This window comes from Streptomyces sp. YIM 130001 (assembly GCF_003574445.1).
Lineage (GTDB): Bacteria > Actinomycetota > Actinomycetes > Streptomycetales > Streptomycetaceae > Streptomyces.
On the sequence record NZ_KZ984550.1, the window covers coordinates 199,303 to 217,754 of the forward strand.

General features: G+C 72.9%; 14 protein-coding genes. 6 read left to right on the forward strand and 8 right to left on the reverse strand.

The window, feature by feature from the left end:
• Positions 1 to 11: 11 nt before the first annotated feature.
• The 4 genes from DSC45_RS06455 to DSC45_RS06470 form a co-directional block, all read right to left on the reverse strand.
• Positions 12 to 1,715, reverse strand: a complete 1,704-nt coding sequence (locus DSC45_RS06455) for a thiamine pyrophosphate-binding protein (RefSeq protein WP_119287978.1) — start codon at positions 1,713 to 1,715, stop codon at positions 12 to 14.
• A gap of 154 nt (positions 1,716 to 1,869) precedes the next feature.
• Entirely contained in the window at positions 1,870 to 2,844 is a 975-nt protein-coding gene (speB, locus tag DSC45_RS06460; RefSeq protein WP_119287979.1) for an agmatinase, read from the reverse strand.
• A gap of 10 nt (positions 2,845 to 2,854) precedes the next feature.
• Complete coding sequence (locus tag DSC45_RS06465) at positions 2,855 to 3,721, reverse strand: nitrilase-related carbon-nitrogen hydrolase (RefSeq protein WP_119287981.1); 867 nt, start codon at positions 3,719 to 3,721, stop codon at positions 2,855 to 2,857.
• Entirely contained in the window at positions 3,718 to 5,115 is a 1,398-nt protein-coding gene (locus DSC45_RS06470; protein ID WP_119288422.1) for a purine-cytosine permease family protein, read from the reverse strand. The genes DSC45_RS06465 and DSC45_RS06470 overlap by 4 nt, the downstream gene beginning before the upstream one ends.
• A 277-nt stretch (positions 5,116 to 5,392) precedes the next feature.
• Between DSC45_RS06470 and DSC45_RS06475 the strand changes: the two genes are divergently transcribed.
• Both DSC45_RS06475 and DSC45_RS06480 read left to right on the forward strand, forming a co-directional pair.
• The gene (locus DSC45_RS06475) at positions 5,393 to 6,940 is read left to right on the forward strand and encodes a PucR family transcriptional regulator (protein WP_119287983.1); all 1,548 of its coding nucleotides are present in this window, start codon (positions 5,393 to 5,395) and stop codon (positions 6,938 to 6,940) included.
• Positions 6,941 to 7,184: 244 nt separating this feature from the next.
• Positions 7,185 to 7,973 carry a phosphatase gene (locus DSC45_RS06480; RefSeq protein ID WP_119287984.1) on the forward strand — a complete coding sequence of 263 codons (789 nt, stop codon included), beginning with the start codon at positions 7,185 to 7,187 and terminating at the stop codon, positions 7,971 to 7,973.
• A gap of 24 nt (positions 7,974 to 7,997) precedes the next feature.
• On the opposite strand, the gene DSC45_RS06485 is transcribed toward DSC45_RS06480, so the two are convergent.
• The 4 genes from DSC45_RS06485 to DSC45_RS06500 all read right to left on the reverse strand — a co-directional run bounded on the left by DSC45_RS06485 (position 7,998) and on the right by DSC45_RS06500 (position 11,984).
• The gene (locus tag DSC45_RS06485) at positions 7,998 to 9,008 is read right to left on the reverse strand and encodes a cation diffusion facilitator family transporter (RefSeq protein WP_119287986.1); all 1,011 of its coding nucleotides are present in this window, start codon (positions 9,006 to 9,008) and stop codon (positions 7,998 to 8,000) included.
• Between the two features lie 53 nt (positions 9,009 to 9,061).
• Positions 9,062 to 9,961 carry an acyl-CoA thioesterase gene (locus DSC45_RS06490; RefSeq protein ID WP_119287988.1) on the reverse strand — a complete coding sequence of 300 codons (900 nt, stop codon included), beginning with the start codon at positions 9,959 to 9,961 and terminating at the stop codon, positions 9,062 to 9,064.
• Between the two features lie 71 nt (positions 9,962 to 10,032).
• Positions 10,033 to 11,190 carry an acyl-CoA dehydrogenase family protein gene (locus tag DSC45_RS06495; protein WP_119287990.1) on the reverse strand — a complete coding sequence of 386 codons (1,158 nt, stop codon included), beginning with the start codon at positions 11,188 to 11,190 and terminating at the stop codon, positions 10,033 to 10,035.
• Between the two features lie 194 nt (positions 11,191 to 11,384).
• Positions 11,385 to 11,984, reverse strand: a complete 600-nt coding sequence (locus DSC45_RS06500) for an SACE_7040 family transcriptional regulator (RefSeq protein ID WP_119287992.1) — start codon at positions 11,982 to 11,984, stop codon at positions 11,385 to 11,387.
• 266 nt (positions 11,985 to 12,250) lie between these two features.
• Here DSC45_RS06500 and DSC45_RS06505 point away from each other — a divergent pair, with 266 nt between their 5' ends.
• The 4 genes from DSC45_RS06505 (at position 12,251) to DSC45_RS06520 (ending at position 18,349) form a co-directional block, all read left to right on the forward strand.
• Entirely contained in the window at positions 12,251 to 13,867 is a 1,617-nt protein-coding gene (locus tag DSC45_RS06505; RefSeq protein WP_119287994.1) for a carboxyl transferase domain-containing protein, read from the forward strand.
• A gap of 68 nt (positions 13,868 to 13,935) precedes the next feature.
• The gene (locus tag DSC45_RS06510; RefSeq protein ID WP_119287996.1) at positions 13,936 to 16,131 is read left to right on the forward strand and encodes an ATP-binding protein; all 2,196 of its coding nucleotides are present in this window, start codon (positions 13,936 to 13,938) and stop codon (positions 16,129 to 16,131) included.
• 86 nt (positions 16,132 to 16,217) lie between these two features.
• Positions 16,218 to 17,177, forward strand: coding sequence for a hydroxymethylglutaryl-CoA lyase (locus DSC45_RS06515; RefSeq protein ID WP_119288424.1), 960 nt, complete (start codon positions 16,218 to 16,220; stop codon positions 17,175 to 17,177).
• A 2-nt stretch (positions 17,178 to 17,179) separates the two neighbouring features.
• Positions 17,180 to 18,349, forward strand: coding sequence for an acyl-CoA dehydrogenase family protein (locus DSC45_RS06520; RefSeq protein WP_119287998.1), 1,170 nt, complete (start codon positions 17,180 to 17,182; stop codon positions 18,347 to 18,349).
• The last annotated feature ends 103 nt before the right edge of the window (positions 18,350 to 18,452 follow it).

Consider the following 18,452-nt stretch of genomic DNA (forward strand, 5'->3'; position numbering starts at 1 on the left):
GCGATGCGGTGTCAGACAGCCGGGGCGGGGTCGGTGTGCGTCGGGGCGAAGAGCTTCAGGACGGCGGGCAGGACGAGCACCGAAGGGCCGGGCGCGGCAAGGGACTTGGCGAGGTCGGCGGCGAGGGTCTCGGGGGTGGTGAGGGCGGCCGGGACGTCGAAGGCGGCGGCGAGGGCCACGAAGTCGGGGCGGGTGAGTTCGGTGCCGGCCGTGGTGCCGTAGGCGTCCGTGAGGTAGTCGCGCAGCACGCCGTAGCCGCCGTCGTCGACGATCAGCCAGGTGACGTCCAGGTCGTGCTGGCGGGCGGTGGCGAGTTCGGCGATCGAGTACAGGGCGCCGCCGTCGCCGGAGACGGCGAGCACGGGGCCGGTGGGGTCGGCGACGGCAGCGCCGATCGCGGCGGGGAAGGCGTAGCCGAGGCCGCCGGCGCCCTGGGCGGAGTGCATGGTGTTGGGGCGGCGGGCGTCGAACGCCGACCACGCCCAGTAGCTCAGGATCGTCATGTCCCAGAAGCTGGGCGCACGGTCGGGCAGGGCGCTGCGTACCGCGGCGAGTACGTCCTGTTCGAGACCGAGGTCCTGGGAGCCGATACGGGTACGGACGCGGGCGAGGACGTCACGGACCCGGGCGGCGGCGGACGGGTCGGCCCTGTCGTCGTCGAGTGTCTCGAGCAGCGCGGTCAGCGCGAGACGGGCGTCGGCATGGATGCCGAGCGCCGGGAGGTTGGCCTCCAGCTTGCCCGCGTCGGCCTCGATCTGGATGAGGCGCCCGCGGGGCGCGAACGTGTGGTAGTTCGAGGAGAGTTCGCCCAGGCCGGAGCCGACGACCAGCACGACGTCGGCGTCCTCGAGGAAGTCCGTGACGTGCCGGTCCTCCAGCCAGGACTGCAGTGAGAGCGGATGCTCCCAGGGGAAGGCGCCCTTGCCGCCGAAGGTGGTGACGACCGGTGCCGACAGCTTCTCGGCGAGCGCCCGCAGCTTGCCGGAGGCGTCCGAACGGATCACGCCACCGCCCGCGATGATCGCGGGTCGCTCCGCGTGCGCGAGCAGATGCGCGGCGACGGCCGTCAACTCCGGCCGGGGGACGACCTCGTGGGGTGTCGCGTCCATCGCGGTGACACCGGGCAGGGTCGCCTCGGCGGACAGGACGTCCGCGGGGATCTCGACCCAGACGGGCCCGTGCGGGGCGGTCAGCGCGGACTCCCAGGCCGCAGCGATCGCGGACGGGATCTGCGACTGGGTACGCACGGTGTGCACGGACTTCACCACGTCGCGGAACGAGGCCTGCTGGTCGCGGAGTTCGTGCAGATGACCGCGGCGTCCGCCGCCGAGCCCGGCCACCGGGACCTGGCTGGCGATCGCCAGGACGGGCGCACTGGCCGCGGCCGCCTCCTGCAGGGCGGGCAGTGCGGTGAGGGCGCCGGGCCCGGTGGACAGCAGGAGCGGGGCGGCCTCGCCACTGACCCGGCCGTACGCGTCTGCGGCGAAACCGGCGTTGTTCTCGACGCGCAGGCCGACGTAGCGCAGGTCGCTGCGGCGCACGGCGTCGAGCAGTCCGAGCGCGTGCTGACCGGGCAGGCCGAAGACGGTCGTGGCGCCGAGCCCGTAGAGGGTCTCGACGACCAGGTCGCCGCCGGTGCGGCCGGGAGCGGGCGCGAGGGCGGCGGCGGTCTGGCGCGCGGTGGGCCGCAGCTCCAGGTCGTGGTCGTGCGTCACGGGTGCCCCTTCTCTGGCTCTGGCTCTCTGGCGGTCGCGTCGGTCCCGGCGCGGGCGGCGCACCGCCGGCACACCGCGGCCCTCAGTGTCTCCGCGCTGGACGTGCGGACGCCAGGCGGGGGTGACGCGACCGCCCGCCGCCCGCACGCGGGCCTCAGCCCTCGCGTCCCTCGGCGATCTGCCGCGCCATGATCGTGGTCAGTTCGTACGCCGTGTGGGAGGCCGCGACCGAGGTGATCTCGGCGTGGTCGTACGCCGGAGCCACCTCGACCAAGTCCGCGGAGACCAGGTGGCAGGAGGCGAGGCCGCGCAGGATCTCCAGGAGCTCGCGGGAGGTGAGGCCGCCGGCCTCGGGGGTGCCGGTGCCGGGCGCGTGGGCCGGGTCGAGCACGTCGATGTCGATCGAGATGTACAGCGGACGGTCGCCGATGCGCTGCCGCAGTTGGTCGGCCACCTCGTCGACGCCGCGGCGCATCACGTCCGCGGAGGTGACGATGCCGAAGCCCATCTTGGCGTCGTCGTCCAGGTCCCGCTTGCCGTAGAGCGGGCCGCGGGTGCCGACGTGGGAGAGCGCGGAGGTGTCGAGGATGCCCTCCTCGACGGCCCGGCGGAACGGTGTGCCGTGCGTGTACTCGGCCCCGAAGTACGTGTCCCAGGTGTCCAGATGCGCGTCGAAGTGAAGGAGCGCGACCGGGCCGTGCTTCTTCGCGACCGACCGCAGCAGCGGCAGCGCGATGGTGTGGTCGCCGCCGAGCGTCATCATCCGCGCGCCGGTGGCCAGGAGGTCGTCGGCAGCGCCCTCGACGGTGTCCACGGCCTCGTTGATGTCGAACGGATTGGCCGCGATGTCACCGGCGTCGGCGACCTGCGCGAGGGCGAACGGCGAGGCGTCCTGCGCCGGGTTGTACGGGCGGAGCAGCCGCGAGGCCTCGCGTATCGCGTTGCCGCCGAAGCGGGCGCCGGGCCGATAGGAGACGCCGGTGTCGAAGGGCACGCCGACCACGGCGACATCGGCGGCACCGACCTCGTCCAGGCGGGGCAGCCGGGCGAACGTCGCGGGGCCCGCGTAGCGCGGGATCCGGGAGGAGTCGACGGGACCGCGGGGCGTGGACGGGTTCTCGCTGGTCATGCGGGGCCTTTCACTTCTCGGGGGTTCGGGGCGTGCTTGCAGAGGAACGGGGGCGCCCGGGCTCGTACAACTCCGGCCGCCGGTCGCCCAGTACGTCGTTGTGGTCGCCGAGCCGCTTGTCGCGGGCCCGGTCCAGGTCGCAGTCGGCGAGCAGCAGGGCAGGCCCTTCGGCCGGCCGGTGGCCGGCGAGCGGGAAGCCGTCCGGGTCGACGATCACGGAGCCGCCGGTCCAGGTCACGCCCCGCTCGGTGCCGGCCCGGTCGCAGGCGGCGACGTAGAGGCGGTTGACCGCGGCGTCGGCCTGCACGCGTACGACCTCGCCGGGGCGCTCACCCTCGGGACGCGGGAAGCGCGGCCAGTTGACCGGCGCGCACAGCAGCTCGGCACCGTCGAGGGCGGCGAGCCGTACCCACTCGGGGAACTCCAGGTCGTAGCAGACCATCACACCGATCCGGCCGACGGACGGGACGTCGACGACCGGCGGCCGCTCGTCGCCCGGGACGAAGAACTCGGCCTCGGTGCCGAAGAGGTGGGCCTTGCGGTAGACGCGGCGCAGCTCGCCCGCGGGGTCGATCAGGACCGCCGAGTTGCGCACGCGGCCGTCGGCGTCCCGCTCGCACAGGCCCGCGACCAGGGTGACGCGGTGGCGGCGGGCGGAGGCGGACCAGGCGGTGACGGCGGGCCCGTCGAGCGGCTCCGCGAGCGCGCGGGCCTCGGCCGCGTCGGCGAACACATACCCGCTGTTGGCCAGCTCCGGCAGCACGACGACCTGAGCCCCGCCCGCCGCGGCAGCGGACACGGCCTCCTCGGCCGCGATCCGATTGCCGTCCGCATCCCCGACAGCAAGCGCGAGCTGCGCACAGGCCACCGTCGTCATACCCGCTCTCCCTCCAGCCGGGCCTCGCTCTCGGCGACGGCCACACGTTCCGCGTCCAGATCGATGGTGCGCCCCAGCAGCAGATACAGCAGCCCGCCGACGGCCAGTCCGACCACGAAAGAGATGTCGAAGCCACCGATCGCCTCGGCCAACGGGCCCGTGTAGAACGACGTGGTGAAGAACGGGACCATCGCGGTGAACCCGACGACGTAGGCGGTCAGGCCCTGCCACGACCAGCGCCCGTAAATGCCCTTCGGGTCGAAGATCGCGGTGATGGCGTAGTGCCCGCGGCGGACGAAGTAGAAGTCGACCAGGTTGACGGCCGTCCACGGGATCAGGAAGTACAGCATCATGAGCACGAAGTCGTTGAAGCTCCCGAGATAGTCCTCGGGCAGCAGCAACGCCACGATCAGGACCATGAGTTCGATGGCGACGATGCCGGTGACCCGGGACCGTACCGTCGGGCGGACCGGGCGGAACGCGTCGACGGCGCTGGTCGTGGTCAGCATCGCGCCGTAGGCGTTGACGGCCATGATCGTGATCAGCGCGAGCGCGGAGACGATGACGGCGAAGGTGCCGAAGCCGGGAACGATGGTGTTGCCCACCTGGCGCAGGCTGCCGATCGCGTCGGGGGCCGGCAGCGAGGAGGCGAGCAGCGCGCCGAGCGACATCAACCAGACCGCGGAGAGCGCTGCGCCTGCGTACGTCCACCAGATGACCTTGCGCGAGGAGACGTCCCGCGGTAGGTAGCGGGAGTAGTCCGAGACGTAGACGGCGTAGCTGATCTGGTAGCCGGCCGCACCGCAGAAGACGATCAGGAACGCCGTCCAGGAGTGACTGGTCGACGCGGCCACCTGCTGCGGCTCCAGCTGGACGAGCGCGCCGACGGTGATGATGCCGAACACGGCGAAGAGGACGTACGTCAGCCAGCGCTGGACCAGGTGCAGCAGGTCGTGGCCGACGACGGCGAGCACGACCGCTACGGCGATCAGGATCGCGTACCACATACGCGGGCCACCGGGCAGGACCGTGGTGAGGCCCTGGGCGGCGAGGACCACGTTGAAGACGTTGAAGCCGACGTAGACGAAGACCACGGCGGCGAAGGGGACGACCGCGCCGCGGATACCGAACTGCGCGCGCGACTGGATCATCTGCGGCAGACCCATGCGCGGGCCCTGATTGGCGTGGAAGGCCATGAAGAACGTGCCGAAGCAGGCGCCGAGCGCCACGGCCGCCACCGACCGGGCGAGGCTGAGGCCGAGGGAGGGGCCGATGAAGCCGGTGACCATCGTGGTGAGCACGAAGTTCCCGGTGAACCAGAACGGTCCTTGGTGCCAGACCTTGCCGTGCCGCTCACGCACCGGGACGTAGTCGATGGAACGGACCTCGATCACGCCGCCCGCCTTGCGGGCCTGCCCCTGCCCGGCGCTCGGGCCCGTCGCGCCCGATCCGCCGGATGCCGCTGTCGAAGCACTCACAGCCGCCTCGCCTCCCTCGATCGTCCGGTGCGGACCGCCGTGGAGGGCGTGGGCACGGACACGGGCCGCGGGACTGCGGAACCGCGGCACGGGGAACGTAGCTCTCCCGAGAGTCGACCTTCGATCGCCGCCAGGGCGAATCTCGGCTCCAGGTGTGGACACCGCGTCCATCGTTGTCGGCGAGACTTGAGCCATGGCTCTCCTCGTCTCCGATCTCGTCGACCGCCCGGAGCTGCATCTTTCCGCCGTCACGGGGCGGCGGCACCTCGACCGCCCGGTGCTGGCCGCCCACGCCTCGGAACTGGTGCGCCCCGGCGCCTGGCTGCAGGGCGGTGAGCTGCTGATGACGATCGGGCTGCTGCTGCCGATGGAACCGGACGCCTGCCGGGCGTACGCGGACGATGTGGCCGCCGGCGGCGCGCACGCCCTGGCCCTCGGGCTCGGCCCCGACCTGCCGTATCAGGAGGCGCCCGCGCCGCTCGTCGAGGCCGCGACGGAGGCCGGGCTTCCGCTGCTGACGGTCGGGGCGCAGGTGCCGTTCATCGTGGTGACCAAGGCGGTGTTCGCGGCCCAGGCTGCGGAGCAACGGGCCGCTGTGGAACGGGCGTTCGCGACCCAGCGGCGGCTCACCGCGGCCGCCGCGTCCGGGCAGGGACTGGCCCCGACGCTGGACGCGTGGACGGCCGCGACGGGCGTACGGGCCCATGTCACGGACCCGCTCGGCCGGGTGCTCGCGGCGGACGGGAGCGGTCCGCAGGAGCCTTCGGCCGGCGCCCGCGACCTGATCCGGCGGGTCGCGACGGGCGGGCTGCGCTCCAGCGCCGCGGCGCCCGGGATCGAGGTGCAGCCGCTGGGGGCGCGGCGACTGCGCGGGATGCTGGTCCTCGCGGGGACGCCGGGGCACGACGAGCGGCTGCTGATCTCCGGGCTCGTCTCGCTCCTGTCGCTCGAGCTGGAGCGCCGGCATCTGGCCGGGGAGCCGGAGCGCCGCCGCCGTGCCGCTCTGCTCGGCCGGCTGCTCTCCGCGGACGCCACCGCGGAAGCGGCGGGTGACGCGCTGGCCGTCGCCGGCCTCGCGTCGGCGGCGGTACGCGGTGTGGTGGTGGACGCGTCGCCCGGCGGAGGCGACGGACGGGCGGAGCCCGCGACCACCGGCGAGGCGCCTGCGGCATCCGCCGAGACGGCTGCCCCGGACCTCGCCGCCGACCTCGCGCTCGCCGTGCCCGGCGGGCTCACCCGCGCCCGTGGCTCTCTCGTCGAGGCGCTGGTCGGCGAGGAGCTCGACCTCGACGCGGTACTCGCCCACTTCGCGCCCGGCCGCCCGGCGGGCATCGGCTCCGCCGTCCCGCCCGAGGCGGCCCGTGCGTCGCTGCGCGAGGCGGCCGGTCTCGTCGCGGTCAGCCGGGACTCCGGGCATCCGGTGCGGGCGCGCCGGGCGCAGTCCAGCGGTCTGCTCCTCGGGCTCGGGGACCGGCCGGCCCTCGCGGGATACGCGGACGCGCTGCTCGGGCCGCTGGACGCCGCCGACCCGTCCGGCGCCCTGACGCTCACGCTCGCCACCTGGCTGGACAGCGGCAGCTCCTGGGACGAGACGGCCCGCCGCCTCGGCCTGCACCGGCACACCGTGCGCAACCGCCTCGACAAGGCCGCCCGGCTCACCGGCCGACGCCTGGACGACGGCGACGACCGCTTCGACCTCTGGCTCGCGGTGCGCGCCCGCGGAGCGGCCCGCCCGTCCTGAACCGTGCGCACCCGTCACGCGCCCCGACCGGCACCTCGCCCCCGCCCCCGCACCACGCCTGCCCGGCACCACGAACCCGTGGGCCACGGGGCCCACAGGGCCTGCCGGACCGCCCCCGGCCACCCGTACATGCGGACCGTCACCCCTTGAACCGGTGACGGTCCGCCCACCCGGTCACAGCCCTCCGTGTCCGCCCCTCGGAACCCGCTCCCCCACCCGGCCCCGCCGACGGCACAATGGACCCATGCCGATACCCAGCCGGGTCGCTCTGGTCGACCACCTCGTCCGCACCCGTATCGCCGGAGACGTCGCCACCCCGCGCGACAACAACCTCTCCCACTACCGCAAGCTCGCCAACGGCGACCGCCACTACTGGCTGGGACTCGAGCTCGGCGACCGCTGGACCGACGAGCAGGACGTGCTCGCGGTGATGGCCGAACGCTGCGGCGTCAACGACGACCCGGAGTACCGCCTCGGGCAGGACACCATCGACCCGGAACTCACCGTCGACGCCCTCGACCGGATGGCCGCCCGGCTGCGCAAGGCGGCCGCCGGCCGGCAGCGGGTGCTGTTCGCGACCGGTCACCCGGGCGGACTGCTCGACGTGCACCGGGCGACGGCGTCCGCTCTGCGCCGGGCCGGCTGCGAGATCGTGGTGATCCCGGAGGGCCTCACCGCGGACGAGGGTTACGTCTTCCAGTTCGCCGACGTCGCCGTACTCGAACGCGGCGCGACGCTCTGGCACACCCATTCGCCCGAGCCGATGAACGCGATCCTCGACGGCCTGGAGCGCGAGGGCCGCCCGCTGCCGGACCTGGTCGTCGCGGACCACGGCTGGGCGGGCCGCGCCGGCCAGCGCGGCCTGGACTCGGTGGGGTACGCGGACTGCAACGACCCCGCACTGTTCCTCGCCGAGGCCGAGGGCACCCTGCAGGTCACCGTCCCGCTCGACGACCACGTCACCAGCCCCCGGCACTACGACCCGATGACGGCGTACCTGCTCGATGCGGCCGGGCTCGACACCGACGCGTAGCCGGCGCACCGGGGCCGGAGGCGGTCAGCCGCCGGCCCGGCCCGGCGTCGGATCCAGATACACGCGCTGGATCTGCGGGTAGCGCTGCCGCAGCCGGCGTTCCGCCTCCTCGCAGGACGCCTCGACCTGAGCCGCGCTGGACAGGTCACGGAAGTCGACCTTCGCCGCGATCATCACCTCGGCGGGCCCCTGCACCAGCGTCACCAACTCGATGACGGCCACGATGTGCTCGACGCCGAGCAGTTCCTCGCGCACCCCGTCCCGCATCCGGGCCGGCAGCGGTCTGCCCACCAGGTACTGGGCGTTGGACCGCCCCAGCACCCACGCCACGTAGACGAGCAGCAGGCCGATCAGGAGCGAGGCGACGCCGTCCCACGCGCTCGATCCGGTGAGTTGGGTGGCCAGCAGTCCGCCCGCGGCGAGCAGCAGACCGATCAGTGCGGCGGAGTCCTCCATGACGACGGCCTTGACCGCGGTGTCGGGGGTGTGGCGCAGATACCGGCCGAAGCGGACGCCGTGCCGCTCCGCCTCCCCGGTCGCCTGCCGGAGCCCGGTGCGCAGCGAGTAGCCCTCCAGGAGGAAGGCGATGGCGAGCACCACGTACGACAGGGTCGGGCTGCCGACCTCCTCGCCGTGCGTGAGGGTGTGGACGCCGTCGTACACGGCGAAGATGCCGCCGCCCACGAAGGTGGCGACGGAGGCGAGCAGCGCCCAGATGTAGCGCTCGGGACCGTAGCCGAGCGGGTGTTCGTCGTCCGCCGGACGCTCGCTGCGTTTCAGGGCGGCGAGCAGCATGAGTTCGGTGACCGTGTCGGCGACCGAGTGGGCGGCCTCCGAGAGCATCGCGCTCGAGCCGCTGACCAGGCCGGCGACCGCCTTGGCCGCCGCGATCCCGAAGTTCGCCGCCGCCGCGACCAGCACGGTGAAGGTGCTCTCACCGGATTCCGCCGCGCCGGAGCCGCCCGCCCCCTCGGGGGCCTCTTCGGCGTCGTTCTCGGTGCGCTCCGCCTGCCCGGGGTCCCGTTCGCTGGTCATGCGGCGACGTTAAGGCCGCCGGGTGGGGCGCGCATCGTTACGACGCCACCGCCTCAGCGCGGTACGCGGACGAGCCCCTCCTGGATGACGGAGACGGCGAGCCGTCCGTCCTGGGTGTAGATCCGGGCCTGGCCGAGTCCGCGGCCGCCGAAGGCGGAGGGCGACTCCTGGTCGTAGAGGAGCCATTCGTCGGCGCGGAACGGGCGGTGGAACCACATGGCGTGGTCGAGCGAGGCGCCCACCACGTCGCCGACGGTCCAGCCGCCACGGCCGTGCGCGAGCAGCACCGAGTCGAGCAGCGTCATGTCGGACACGTAGGTGGCGAGGCAGACGTGCAGGTGGGGGTCCCCCTGGACGGAGTCCGGGCGGGCGTCGTCGGCCAGCTTGCCGTTCGTCTTGAACCAGACCTGCGAGTGCGGTTCGCGGGGCACGCCCACGCTGGCGTACGGCGGCTCGTCGACGTAGCGCAGGTCGAAGGCGGCGCGGGCCTCGATCATCCGCCCGACGATGCCGGGATCGCTGAAGCGGTCCGCGTAGCGGGGCAGCATCTCGGCGGCGGTGGGCAGCAGTTCGGGGTCCGTGGTGGGCGGCATCGGCGCCTGGTGCTCGAGCCCGTCCTCCGCGGTCTGGAACGAGGCCGACAGGTGGAAGATCGGCCGCCCGTGCTGCACGGCGACGACCCGCCGGGTGGTGAACGACCTGCCGTCGCGGATCCGGTCGACCTCGTAGACGATCGGCGCGCCCGGGTCGCCCGTCCGCAGGAAGTACGCGTGCAGCGAGTGCGCGTGCCGGCTCTCGGGCACGGTGCGGCCCGCGGCGACGAGCGCCTGGGCCGCGACCTGTCCGCCGAAGACCCGGGGCACGAGTGCGGAGCGCGACCGGCCCCGGAAGAGGTCCTGCTCGATCCGCTCCAGGTCGAGCAGATCGAGCAGGTCATCGAGTTGCTTGTTCACCGTGGTCCGCGCCCCGGGTGCGGGTGGCTGTGCCCCGGGTGCGCGAGGAGCGGTGCGGGTGCGGTCACGTCCTAGAGGCCCATGTTCTTGGCGATGATCATCTTCATGACCTCGCTGGTGCCGCCGTAGATGCGGTTGACCCGGTTGTCGGCGTAGAGGCGGGCGATCGGGTACTCGTTCATGAAGCCGTAGCCGCCGTGCAGCTGGAGGCAGCGGTCGATGACGCGGTGTGCGACCTCGGTGCAGAAGAGCTTGGCGCTGGCGGCCTCGGCGGCGGTCAGTTCGTGTGCGTCCAGGGCCTCGAGGGCGCGGTCGGCGACGGCCTCGGCCGCGTCCACCTCGGCCTGGCAGGCGGCGAGTTCGAACTTGGTGTTCTGGAACGAGGCGACCGTCTTGCCGAAGACCGCGCGCTCCTGCACGTACTCCTTGGCGAAACCGACGGCGGCCTTGGCCTGCGCGTAGGCGCCGAAGGCGATGCCCCAGCGCTCGGAGGGGAGGTTCTGGCCGAGGTAGTAGAAGCCCTTGTTCTCCTCGCCGAGGAGGTCCTCGACGGGGACCTGGACGTCGACGAAGGCCAGCTCGGCGGTGTCGGAGGTCTTCAGGCCGAGCTTGTCCAGCTTGCGGCCGACCGAGTAGCCCTCGGACTTGGTGTCCACGGCGAACAGCGAGATGCCGAAGCGGCGGTCGTCCGCGGTCGGCGCGGCGGTGCGGGCGCAGACGATGACCTTGTCGGCGTGCACGCCGCCGGTGATGAAGGTCTTGGCACCGTTGAGGACGTAGTGCGTGCCGTCGTCGGAGAGCTTGGCGGTGGTCTTCATGCCGGCCAGGTCGGAGCCGGTACCCGGCTCGGTCATGGCCAGGGCCCACATCTCCTCGCCGCTGACGAACTTCGGCAGGAAGCGCTTCTTCTGCTCGTCGGTGGCGAGCATCTGGATGTACGGCAGGCCGAGCAGCACGTGTACGCCGGAACCGCCGAAGGAGACACCCGCGCGGGCGGTCTCCTCGTACATGATCGCCTCGAACTTGTGCGAGTCGATGCCCGCGCCGCCGTACTCCTCCGGGACGCGGATGCCGAAGACGCCGAGCTCGCCGAGCTTGTAGTAGAAGTCGCGCGGCGCCTGGCCGGCGGCGAACCACTCGTCGTAGACGGGGACGACCTCGGACTCGATGAAGTCGCGCAGGGTCTCCCGGAACGCCTGGTGATCCTCGTTGTAGACGGTACGGCGCACTGGAGGCCTCCTGGTCGGCTTCATCTCTTGGTCCGGTCCACGCTCATCCGGTCAACTCGGCTAAGCGCTTGCTCAGACGAAGTTACCCGGCAGTCCGAACGGCTGTCCATAGCGGCGCAACGAGGCACGGGTCACGCCGGGGAGCAGGCCCGCGATGCGGGGGTACGAGGCGGGGCCGATGACTCCCGCGGGCGTCAGGCGGCGCCCGGCCCGGCCGCTGCCGCGAAGGCGCCGCGGGCGACGCGGTGCAGGAGCGCGGCGGTGGCGCGGCGGCCGGGGAGCGCGCCGGAACGGCCCAGGTGCGGTGTGGAGTTGAGCAGCCCGAAGACCGCGTGCACGGTGGCCCGCACCTCCGTCTCGGCCAGATCCGGGTACGCCTTGCCCACCGCCTCCACCCACAGTTCGACGTACTGCCGCTGCAGCTGGCGGACCAGGCGGCGGTCGGTGTCCCGGAGGCGGTCGAGCTCCCGGTCGTGGAGGGTGATGAGAGGGCGGTCGTCGAGAGCGAAGTCGATGTGCCCCTCGATCAGCGCGTCGAGGAGTTCACCGGGCGAGCCGTCCGCCTCGGCGACACATCGCTTGCCACCCGTCAGGAGCCGGCCGCTGATACCCACCAGAAGTTCGGCGAGCATCGCGTCCTTGCCCGCGAAGTGGCGGTACAGACCGGGCCCGCTGATCCCGACGGCGGCCCCTATCTCGTCGACGCCGACGCCGTGGAAGCCGCGCTCGGCGAAGAGGCGGGCGGCCTGCTTGAGGATCTGCTCGCGGCGGGACGTCGGGGTACTGGTGCTCATGGGGATTCATTCTAGACAGGACGGTTAGCGGTCGTTAACCTGAGAGCGCGTGTTAACGCTCATTAACGCGTCGGAGCCGGCGCCCGGACCGTCCCGGAGCCACCAGGGACTCCAGCGGCGGGACGGCGCCCGGGAACCACCGCACGACGTTCGGGCGGATACCGGACACGGAGCAGGCACCGAGCAGTCGCAGAGCACGGACAGAGCAGTCGCAGCGCGGCCACGGAGCCGTCACGGAGCAGTCGTAGAGCAAGGGGGCTCGACCGATGCAGCAGGCACCGGAGCTTCACAGCGGGGCCGACCCCGCATCGGAGGCCTGGCGGGTCAACGAGACGGCGCACCACGCCCTCGTCGACGAGCTGCGCCAGAAGCTGGCGGCGGCGCGCCTCGGCGGCGGCGAGCGGTCCCGGGCCCGCCATGTCGCACGCGGCAAGCTCCTGCCGCGCGACCGCGTGGACACCGTGCTCGACCCCGGCTCGCCCTTCCTCGAGCTGGCCCCGCTCGCGGCGGACGGCCTGTACGGCGGGGACGCACCGGCCGCCGGTGTGATCGCCGGCATCGGCCGCGTCTCCGGCCGCGAATGCGTGATCGTGGCGAACGACGCGACGGTCAAGGGCGGCACCTACTACCCGATGACGGTCAAGAAGCACCTCCGCGCCCAGGAGGTGGCCCTGGAGAACCGCCTGCCGTGCCTGTACCTCGTCGACTCCGGCGGCGCGTTCCTGCCGATGCAGGACGAGGTGTTCCCGGATCGCGAGCACTTCGGCCGGATCTTCTACAACCAGGCGCGGATGTCCGGCGCCGGCATCCCGCAGATCGCCGCGGTCCTCGGCTCCTGCACGGCCGGCGGGGCATACGTACCGGCGATGAGCGACGAGGCCGTGATCGTCCGCGGTCAGGGCACCATCTTCCTGGGCGGCCCGCCCCTGGTGAAGGCCGCGACCGGCGAGGTCGTCACCGCGGAGGAGCTCGGCGGCGGCGAGGTGCACTCCCGGGTCTCCGGAGTCACCGACCACCTCGCCGAGGACGACGCCCACGCCCTGCGCATCGTGCGGAACATCGTCTCGACCCTCCCCGCCCGCGGCCCGCTGCCCTGGACCACCGAGCCGGCCGAGGAGCCGAAGGTGGACCCGTTCGGCCTCTACGGCGCGGTGCCCGCCGACTCCCGTACGCCCTACGACGTGCGGGAGGTCATCGCGCGAGTGGTGGACGGCTCCCGCTTCCAGGAGTTCAAGGCCGAGTACGGCACCACCCTGGTCACCGGCTTCGCACACATCCACGGCCACCCGGTCGGCATCGTGGCGAACAACGGCATCCTGTTCTCCGAATCCGCCCAGAAGGGCGCCCACTTCATCGAGCTGTGCGACCAGCGCGGCATCCCGCTGCTCTTCCTGCAGAACATCTCGGGATTCATGGTCGGCCGGGACTACGAGGCGGGCGGCATCGCCAAGCACGGCGCCAAGATGGTCACCGCGGTCGCCTGCACCCGCGTCCCCAAACTCACCGTGGTCATCGGCGGCTCCTACGGCGCGGGGAACTACTCGATGTGCGGCCGCGCGTACTCCCCCCGCTTCCTGTGGATGTGGCCCAACGCCAAGATCTCCGTGATGGGCGGCGAGCAGGCCGCCTCGGTCCTCGCGACCGTCAAGCGCGACCAGTTGGAGGCCCGCGGCGAGAGCTGGCCCGAGTCCGCCGAGGAGGACTTCAAGGCCCCCGTCCGCGCCCAGTACGAGACGCAGGGGAACGCCTACTACGCGACGGCCCGCCTCTGGGACGACGGCGTGATCGACCCCGTCGACACCCGCAGGACGGTCGGCCTCGCCCTGACCGCCTGTGCGAACGCGCCGCTGGGGGACCCCGGCTTCGGCGTCTTCCGGATGTGAGGGGGCGGCTCGTGACATCCAGCCAGGCAGCAGCGCAAGGACCGGATTCGGGACCCACAGGAGTGGCCATGTTCGACACCGTGCTCGTCGCCAACCGAGGCGAGATCGCGGTCCGCGTCATCCGTACGCTGCGCCGGCTGGGGATCCGCTCCGTCGCGGTCTTCAGCGACGCGGACGCGGACGCCCGGCACGTGCACGAGGCGGACACGGCGGTACGGATCGGGCCCGCGGCAGCGGCCGACAGCTATCTCTCACCGCAGCGGCTCCTGGACGCGGCCGCCCGCAGCGGAGCGCAGGCGGTCCACCCGGGCTACGGCTTCCTCGCGGAGAACGCCGGGTTCGCCCGCGCCTGCGAGGAGGCCGGCCTGGTCTTCATCGGGCCCGGCGCGGACGCCATCGACCTGATGGGCGACAAGATCCGCGCCAAGGAAACCGTGCGTGAAGCAGGCGTTCCGGTCGTCCCCGGATCATCGGGCAGCGGCCTCAGCGACGCCGAACTAGCCGCGGCCGCACGGGAGATCGGCATGCCCGTCCTGCTCAAACCGTCCGCGGGCGGCGGCGGCAAGGGCATGCGCCTGACCCGCGTCGAGTCGGCCCTGCTCGAGGAGATCGCCGCGGCACGGCGCGAGGCCCGCGCCTCGTTCGGCGACGACACCCTCCTGGTGGAGCGCTGGATCGAGCGGCCGCGGCACATCGAGATCCAGGTCCTCGCGGACGGACACGGCGGCGTGGTGCACCTCGGCGAGCGGGAGTGCTCGCTGCAGCGCCGGCACCAGAAGATCGTCGAGGAAGCACCTTCGGTGCTGCTCGACGAGGCGACGCGGACCGCGATGGGCGAGGCGGCCGTGCGGGCGGCACGCTCCTGCGGGTACCGGGGCGCGGGCACCGTCGAGTTCATCGTCCCGGGCGGCGATCCGGCGGCGTACTGCTTCATGGAGATGAACACCCGCCTGCAGGTGGAACACCCGGTGACCGAGCTGATCACCGGGCTCGACCTGGTGGAGTGGCAGATCCGGGTGGCCGCGGGCGAGCAACTCCCGTTCACCCAGGGGGACATCACCCTCACCGGGCATGCCGTGGAGGCCCGGATCTGCGCCGAGGACCCGGCCCGCGGCTTCCTGCCCTCCGGCGGCACGGTGCTCGCACTCGCCGAACCGGGAGGCGACTGGAACTCCCCGCTGCTCGCCCGCGATTCCGGCGGCCCGCGCACCGACTCGGGCCTCAGCGAGGGCACCGAGGTCGGCAGCCGGTACGACCCGATGCTGTCCAAGGTCATCGCGTACGGCCCGGACCGGCCGGCGGCGCTGCGCGGCCTGCGGGCCGCCCTCGCGGACACGGTGACGCTCGGCGTCCCGACGAACGCGGGCTTCCTGCGCCGCCTGCTCGCCCATCCGGCGGTGGCCGCAGGCGAGTTGGACACCGGCCTGGTGGAGCGCGAGGCGGACTCCCTGGTCGAGGACGGCGTACCGGCGCAGGTGTACGCGACGGCGGCGCTGCTGCGGCACGCACGGCTCACCGGGACCGCCTCCTCGACCGCCAACACACCCACGGACAAAGCCAGTTGGTCCGACCCCTTCGACTCCGCCGACGGCTGGCGGCTCGGCGGCGAGGCCGCCTGGACCTCGCACCCGCTGCGCGTGCCCGGACAGGATCCGGTGACGGTACGGGTACGGCCGGCGAGCCCGACCACCGGGCACCGGCCGGCCCCCGGGACTCTGGAGCTCCGGTACGATGACGCGGACACACCCGGCCCCGCCACCACCTCCGACCCTGGGGCGTCCGGTACCGCGCTCGCCCGTCTCGTCACGGTGACCGGCTCCCGGGTCACCGTCGAACTCGACGGTGTCACCCACACGTTCAGCCACGCGCCCGACGGCACCGACGACTGGCTCGGGCGGGACGGCGACGCCTGGCGCGTACAGCAGTACGACCCGGTGGAGGCCGCGCTACGGGGCACGGCGCACGCCGGCGCCGACACCCTGGCCGCCCCGATGCCCGGCACCGTCACCGTGGTCAAGGCCGCGGTGGGCGACCACGTGTCGGCCGGGCAGAGTCTGCTCGTCGTCGAGGCGATGAAGATGGAGCACGTGATCTCCGCGCCGCACGCGGGCACCGTCGCCGAGTTGGACGTCACCCCCGGCGCCACGGTCGCGATGGACCAGATCCTGGCGGTGGTCACCCCCGACGCCGACTCCGCCCCCGACGACCCCGACGGCCCCGCGTCCGGCGCCACCCCCGCCCTCTCCCCGGAGGCCGCCTCATGACCGGCACCCCGCACCCGCCCGGCGCCGCATCCGCGTCCGGCACCCCCTCCCCGTCCGGCGCCGGGACCGGCCCCGGCGCCCTGCCGATGACCGTCCCCGCCCCGGACCTGCCCGCCCGGATCCGTATCCACGAGGTCGGCCCCCGGGACGGCCTGCAGAACGAGGCGTCGACCGTCCCCACCGAGATCAAGGCGGAGTTCATCCACCGCCTGGCCGACGCCGGTCTCCGCACGGTCGAGGCGACCAGCTTCGTGCACCCCAAGTGGGTGCCCCAACTGGCCGACGCCGAGGACCTGTTCCCGCGCCTGTCCGACCTGGACGGCGTATCCCTGCCGGTTCTCGTGCCGAACGACCGAGGGCTCGACCGCGCCCTCGCCCTCGGCGCCCGCTCGATCGCCGTGTTCGGTTCGGCCACCGAGACCTTCGCCGCACGCAATCTCAACCGCACCGTGGCCGAGTCGCTCGCCATGTTCGAGCCCGTCGTCGCGCGTGCCAAGTCCGAGGGCGTCCGCGTGCGCGGCTACCTGTCCATGTGCTTCGGCGACCCGTGGGAGGGCCCGGTCCCCGTCCCCCAGGTGGTACGGGTGGCCAAGGCACTCCTCGACCAGGGCTGCGACGAACTCAGCCTCGGCGACACCATCGGGGTCGCCACCCCGGGCCACGTGACCGCCCTGCTGCGCGCACTCGACGAGGGCGGGGTCCCCACCGCCGCCGTCGGCGTCCACTTCCACGACACCTACGGCCAGGCCCTCGCCAACACCCTGGCCGCCCTGCAGCACGGCGTGACCACCGTCGACGCGTCGGCAGGCGGCCTCGGCGGCTGCCCGTACGCCAAGAGCGCCACGGGGAACCTCGCCACCGAGGACCTGGTGTGGATGCTCCAGGGCCTCGGCATCGAGACCGGCGTCGACCTCGGCCGGCTCACCGCCACCAGCAGCTGGCTGGCCGGACACCTCGGCCGCCCCAGCCCGTCCCGCGCCGTCCGCGCCCTCACCGGGGCCACGGCGGAGACGACCTCGGACCGCACCGACACCAAGGAGTCCTGATCATGCCGCTCGACCACCGGCTCTCCGCCGAGCACGAGGAACTCCGGCGCACCGTCGAGGAGTTCGCGCACGACGTCGTGGCACCCAAGATCGGCGACTTCTACGAGCGTCACGAGTTCCCGTACGAGATCGTCCGCGAGATGGGGCGGATGGGCCTGTTCGGACTCCCCTTCCCCGAGGAGTACGGCGGGATGGGCGGCGACTACCTGGCGCTCGGCCTGGTCCTCGAGGAGCTGGCCCGGGTCGACTCCTCGGTGGCGATCACCCTGGAGGCCGGGGTCTCGCTCGGCGCGATGCCACTGCACCTGTTCGGCACCGAGGAGCAGAAGCGGCAGTGGCTGCCGCGGATGTGCTCCGGCGAGATCCTCGGCGCGTTCGGCCTGACCGAACCGGAGTGCGGTTCGGACGCGAGCGGCACCCGCACCACGGCCCGCCTCGACGAGGCCACCGACGAATGGGTGATCAACGGCAGCAAGTGCTTCATCACCAACTCCGGCACGGACATCACCGGCCTGGTCACGGTCACCGCGGTGACGGGCCGCACCGAGGACGGCAAGCCGCGCATCTCGTCGATCATCGTCCCGTCCGGCACCCCCGGCTTCACGGTCGCCGCCCCGTACTCGAAGGTCGGATGGAACGCCTCGGACACCCGCGAGCTCTCCTTCTCCGACGTCCGCGTCCCCGCGGCGAACCTCCTCGGCACCGAGGGCCGCGGCTACGCCCAGTTCCTGCGGATCCTCGACGAGGGCCGGGTCGCGATCTCCGCACTCGCCACGGGTCTCGCCCAGGGCTGCGTGGACGAGTCGCTGCGGTACGCCAAGGAGCGGCGCGCCTTCGGCCGGCCGATCGGCGCGAACCAGGCGATCCAGTTCAAGCTCGCCGACATGGAGATGAAGTCCCACACGGCACGGCTCGCCTGGCGCGACGCGGCCTCGCGCCTGGTCTCCGGGGAACCGTTCAAGAAGGAGGCGGCCCTGGCCAAGCTGTACTCGTCCACGGTCGCCGTGGACAACGCCCGCGAGGCCACCCAGATCCACGGCGGCTACGGCTTCATGAACGAGTACCCGGTCGCCCGCATGTGGCGCGACTCCAAGATCCTCGAGATCGGCGAGGGAACCAGCGAGGTCCAACGCATGCTGATCGCCCGCGAACTGGGCCTACCGAACCACTGACACACAGGCTGCCCGGCCCGGCCCGACCTGTCGGCATCCGGGCCCGGTCCGGCCGGGCGACTTCCCGGGCCGGGCCCGGCTACATCCCAGGCCCGGCCCGGCG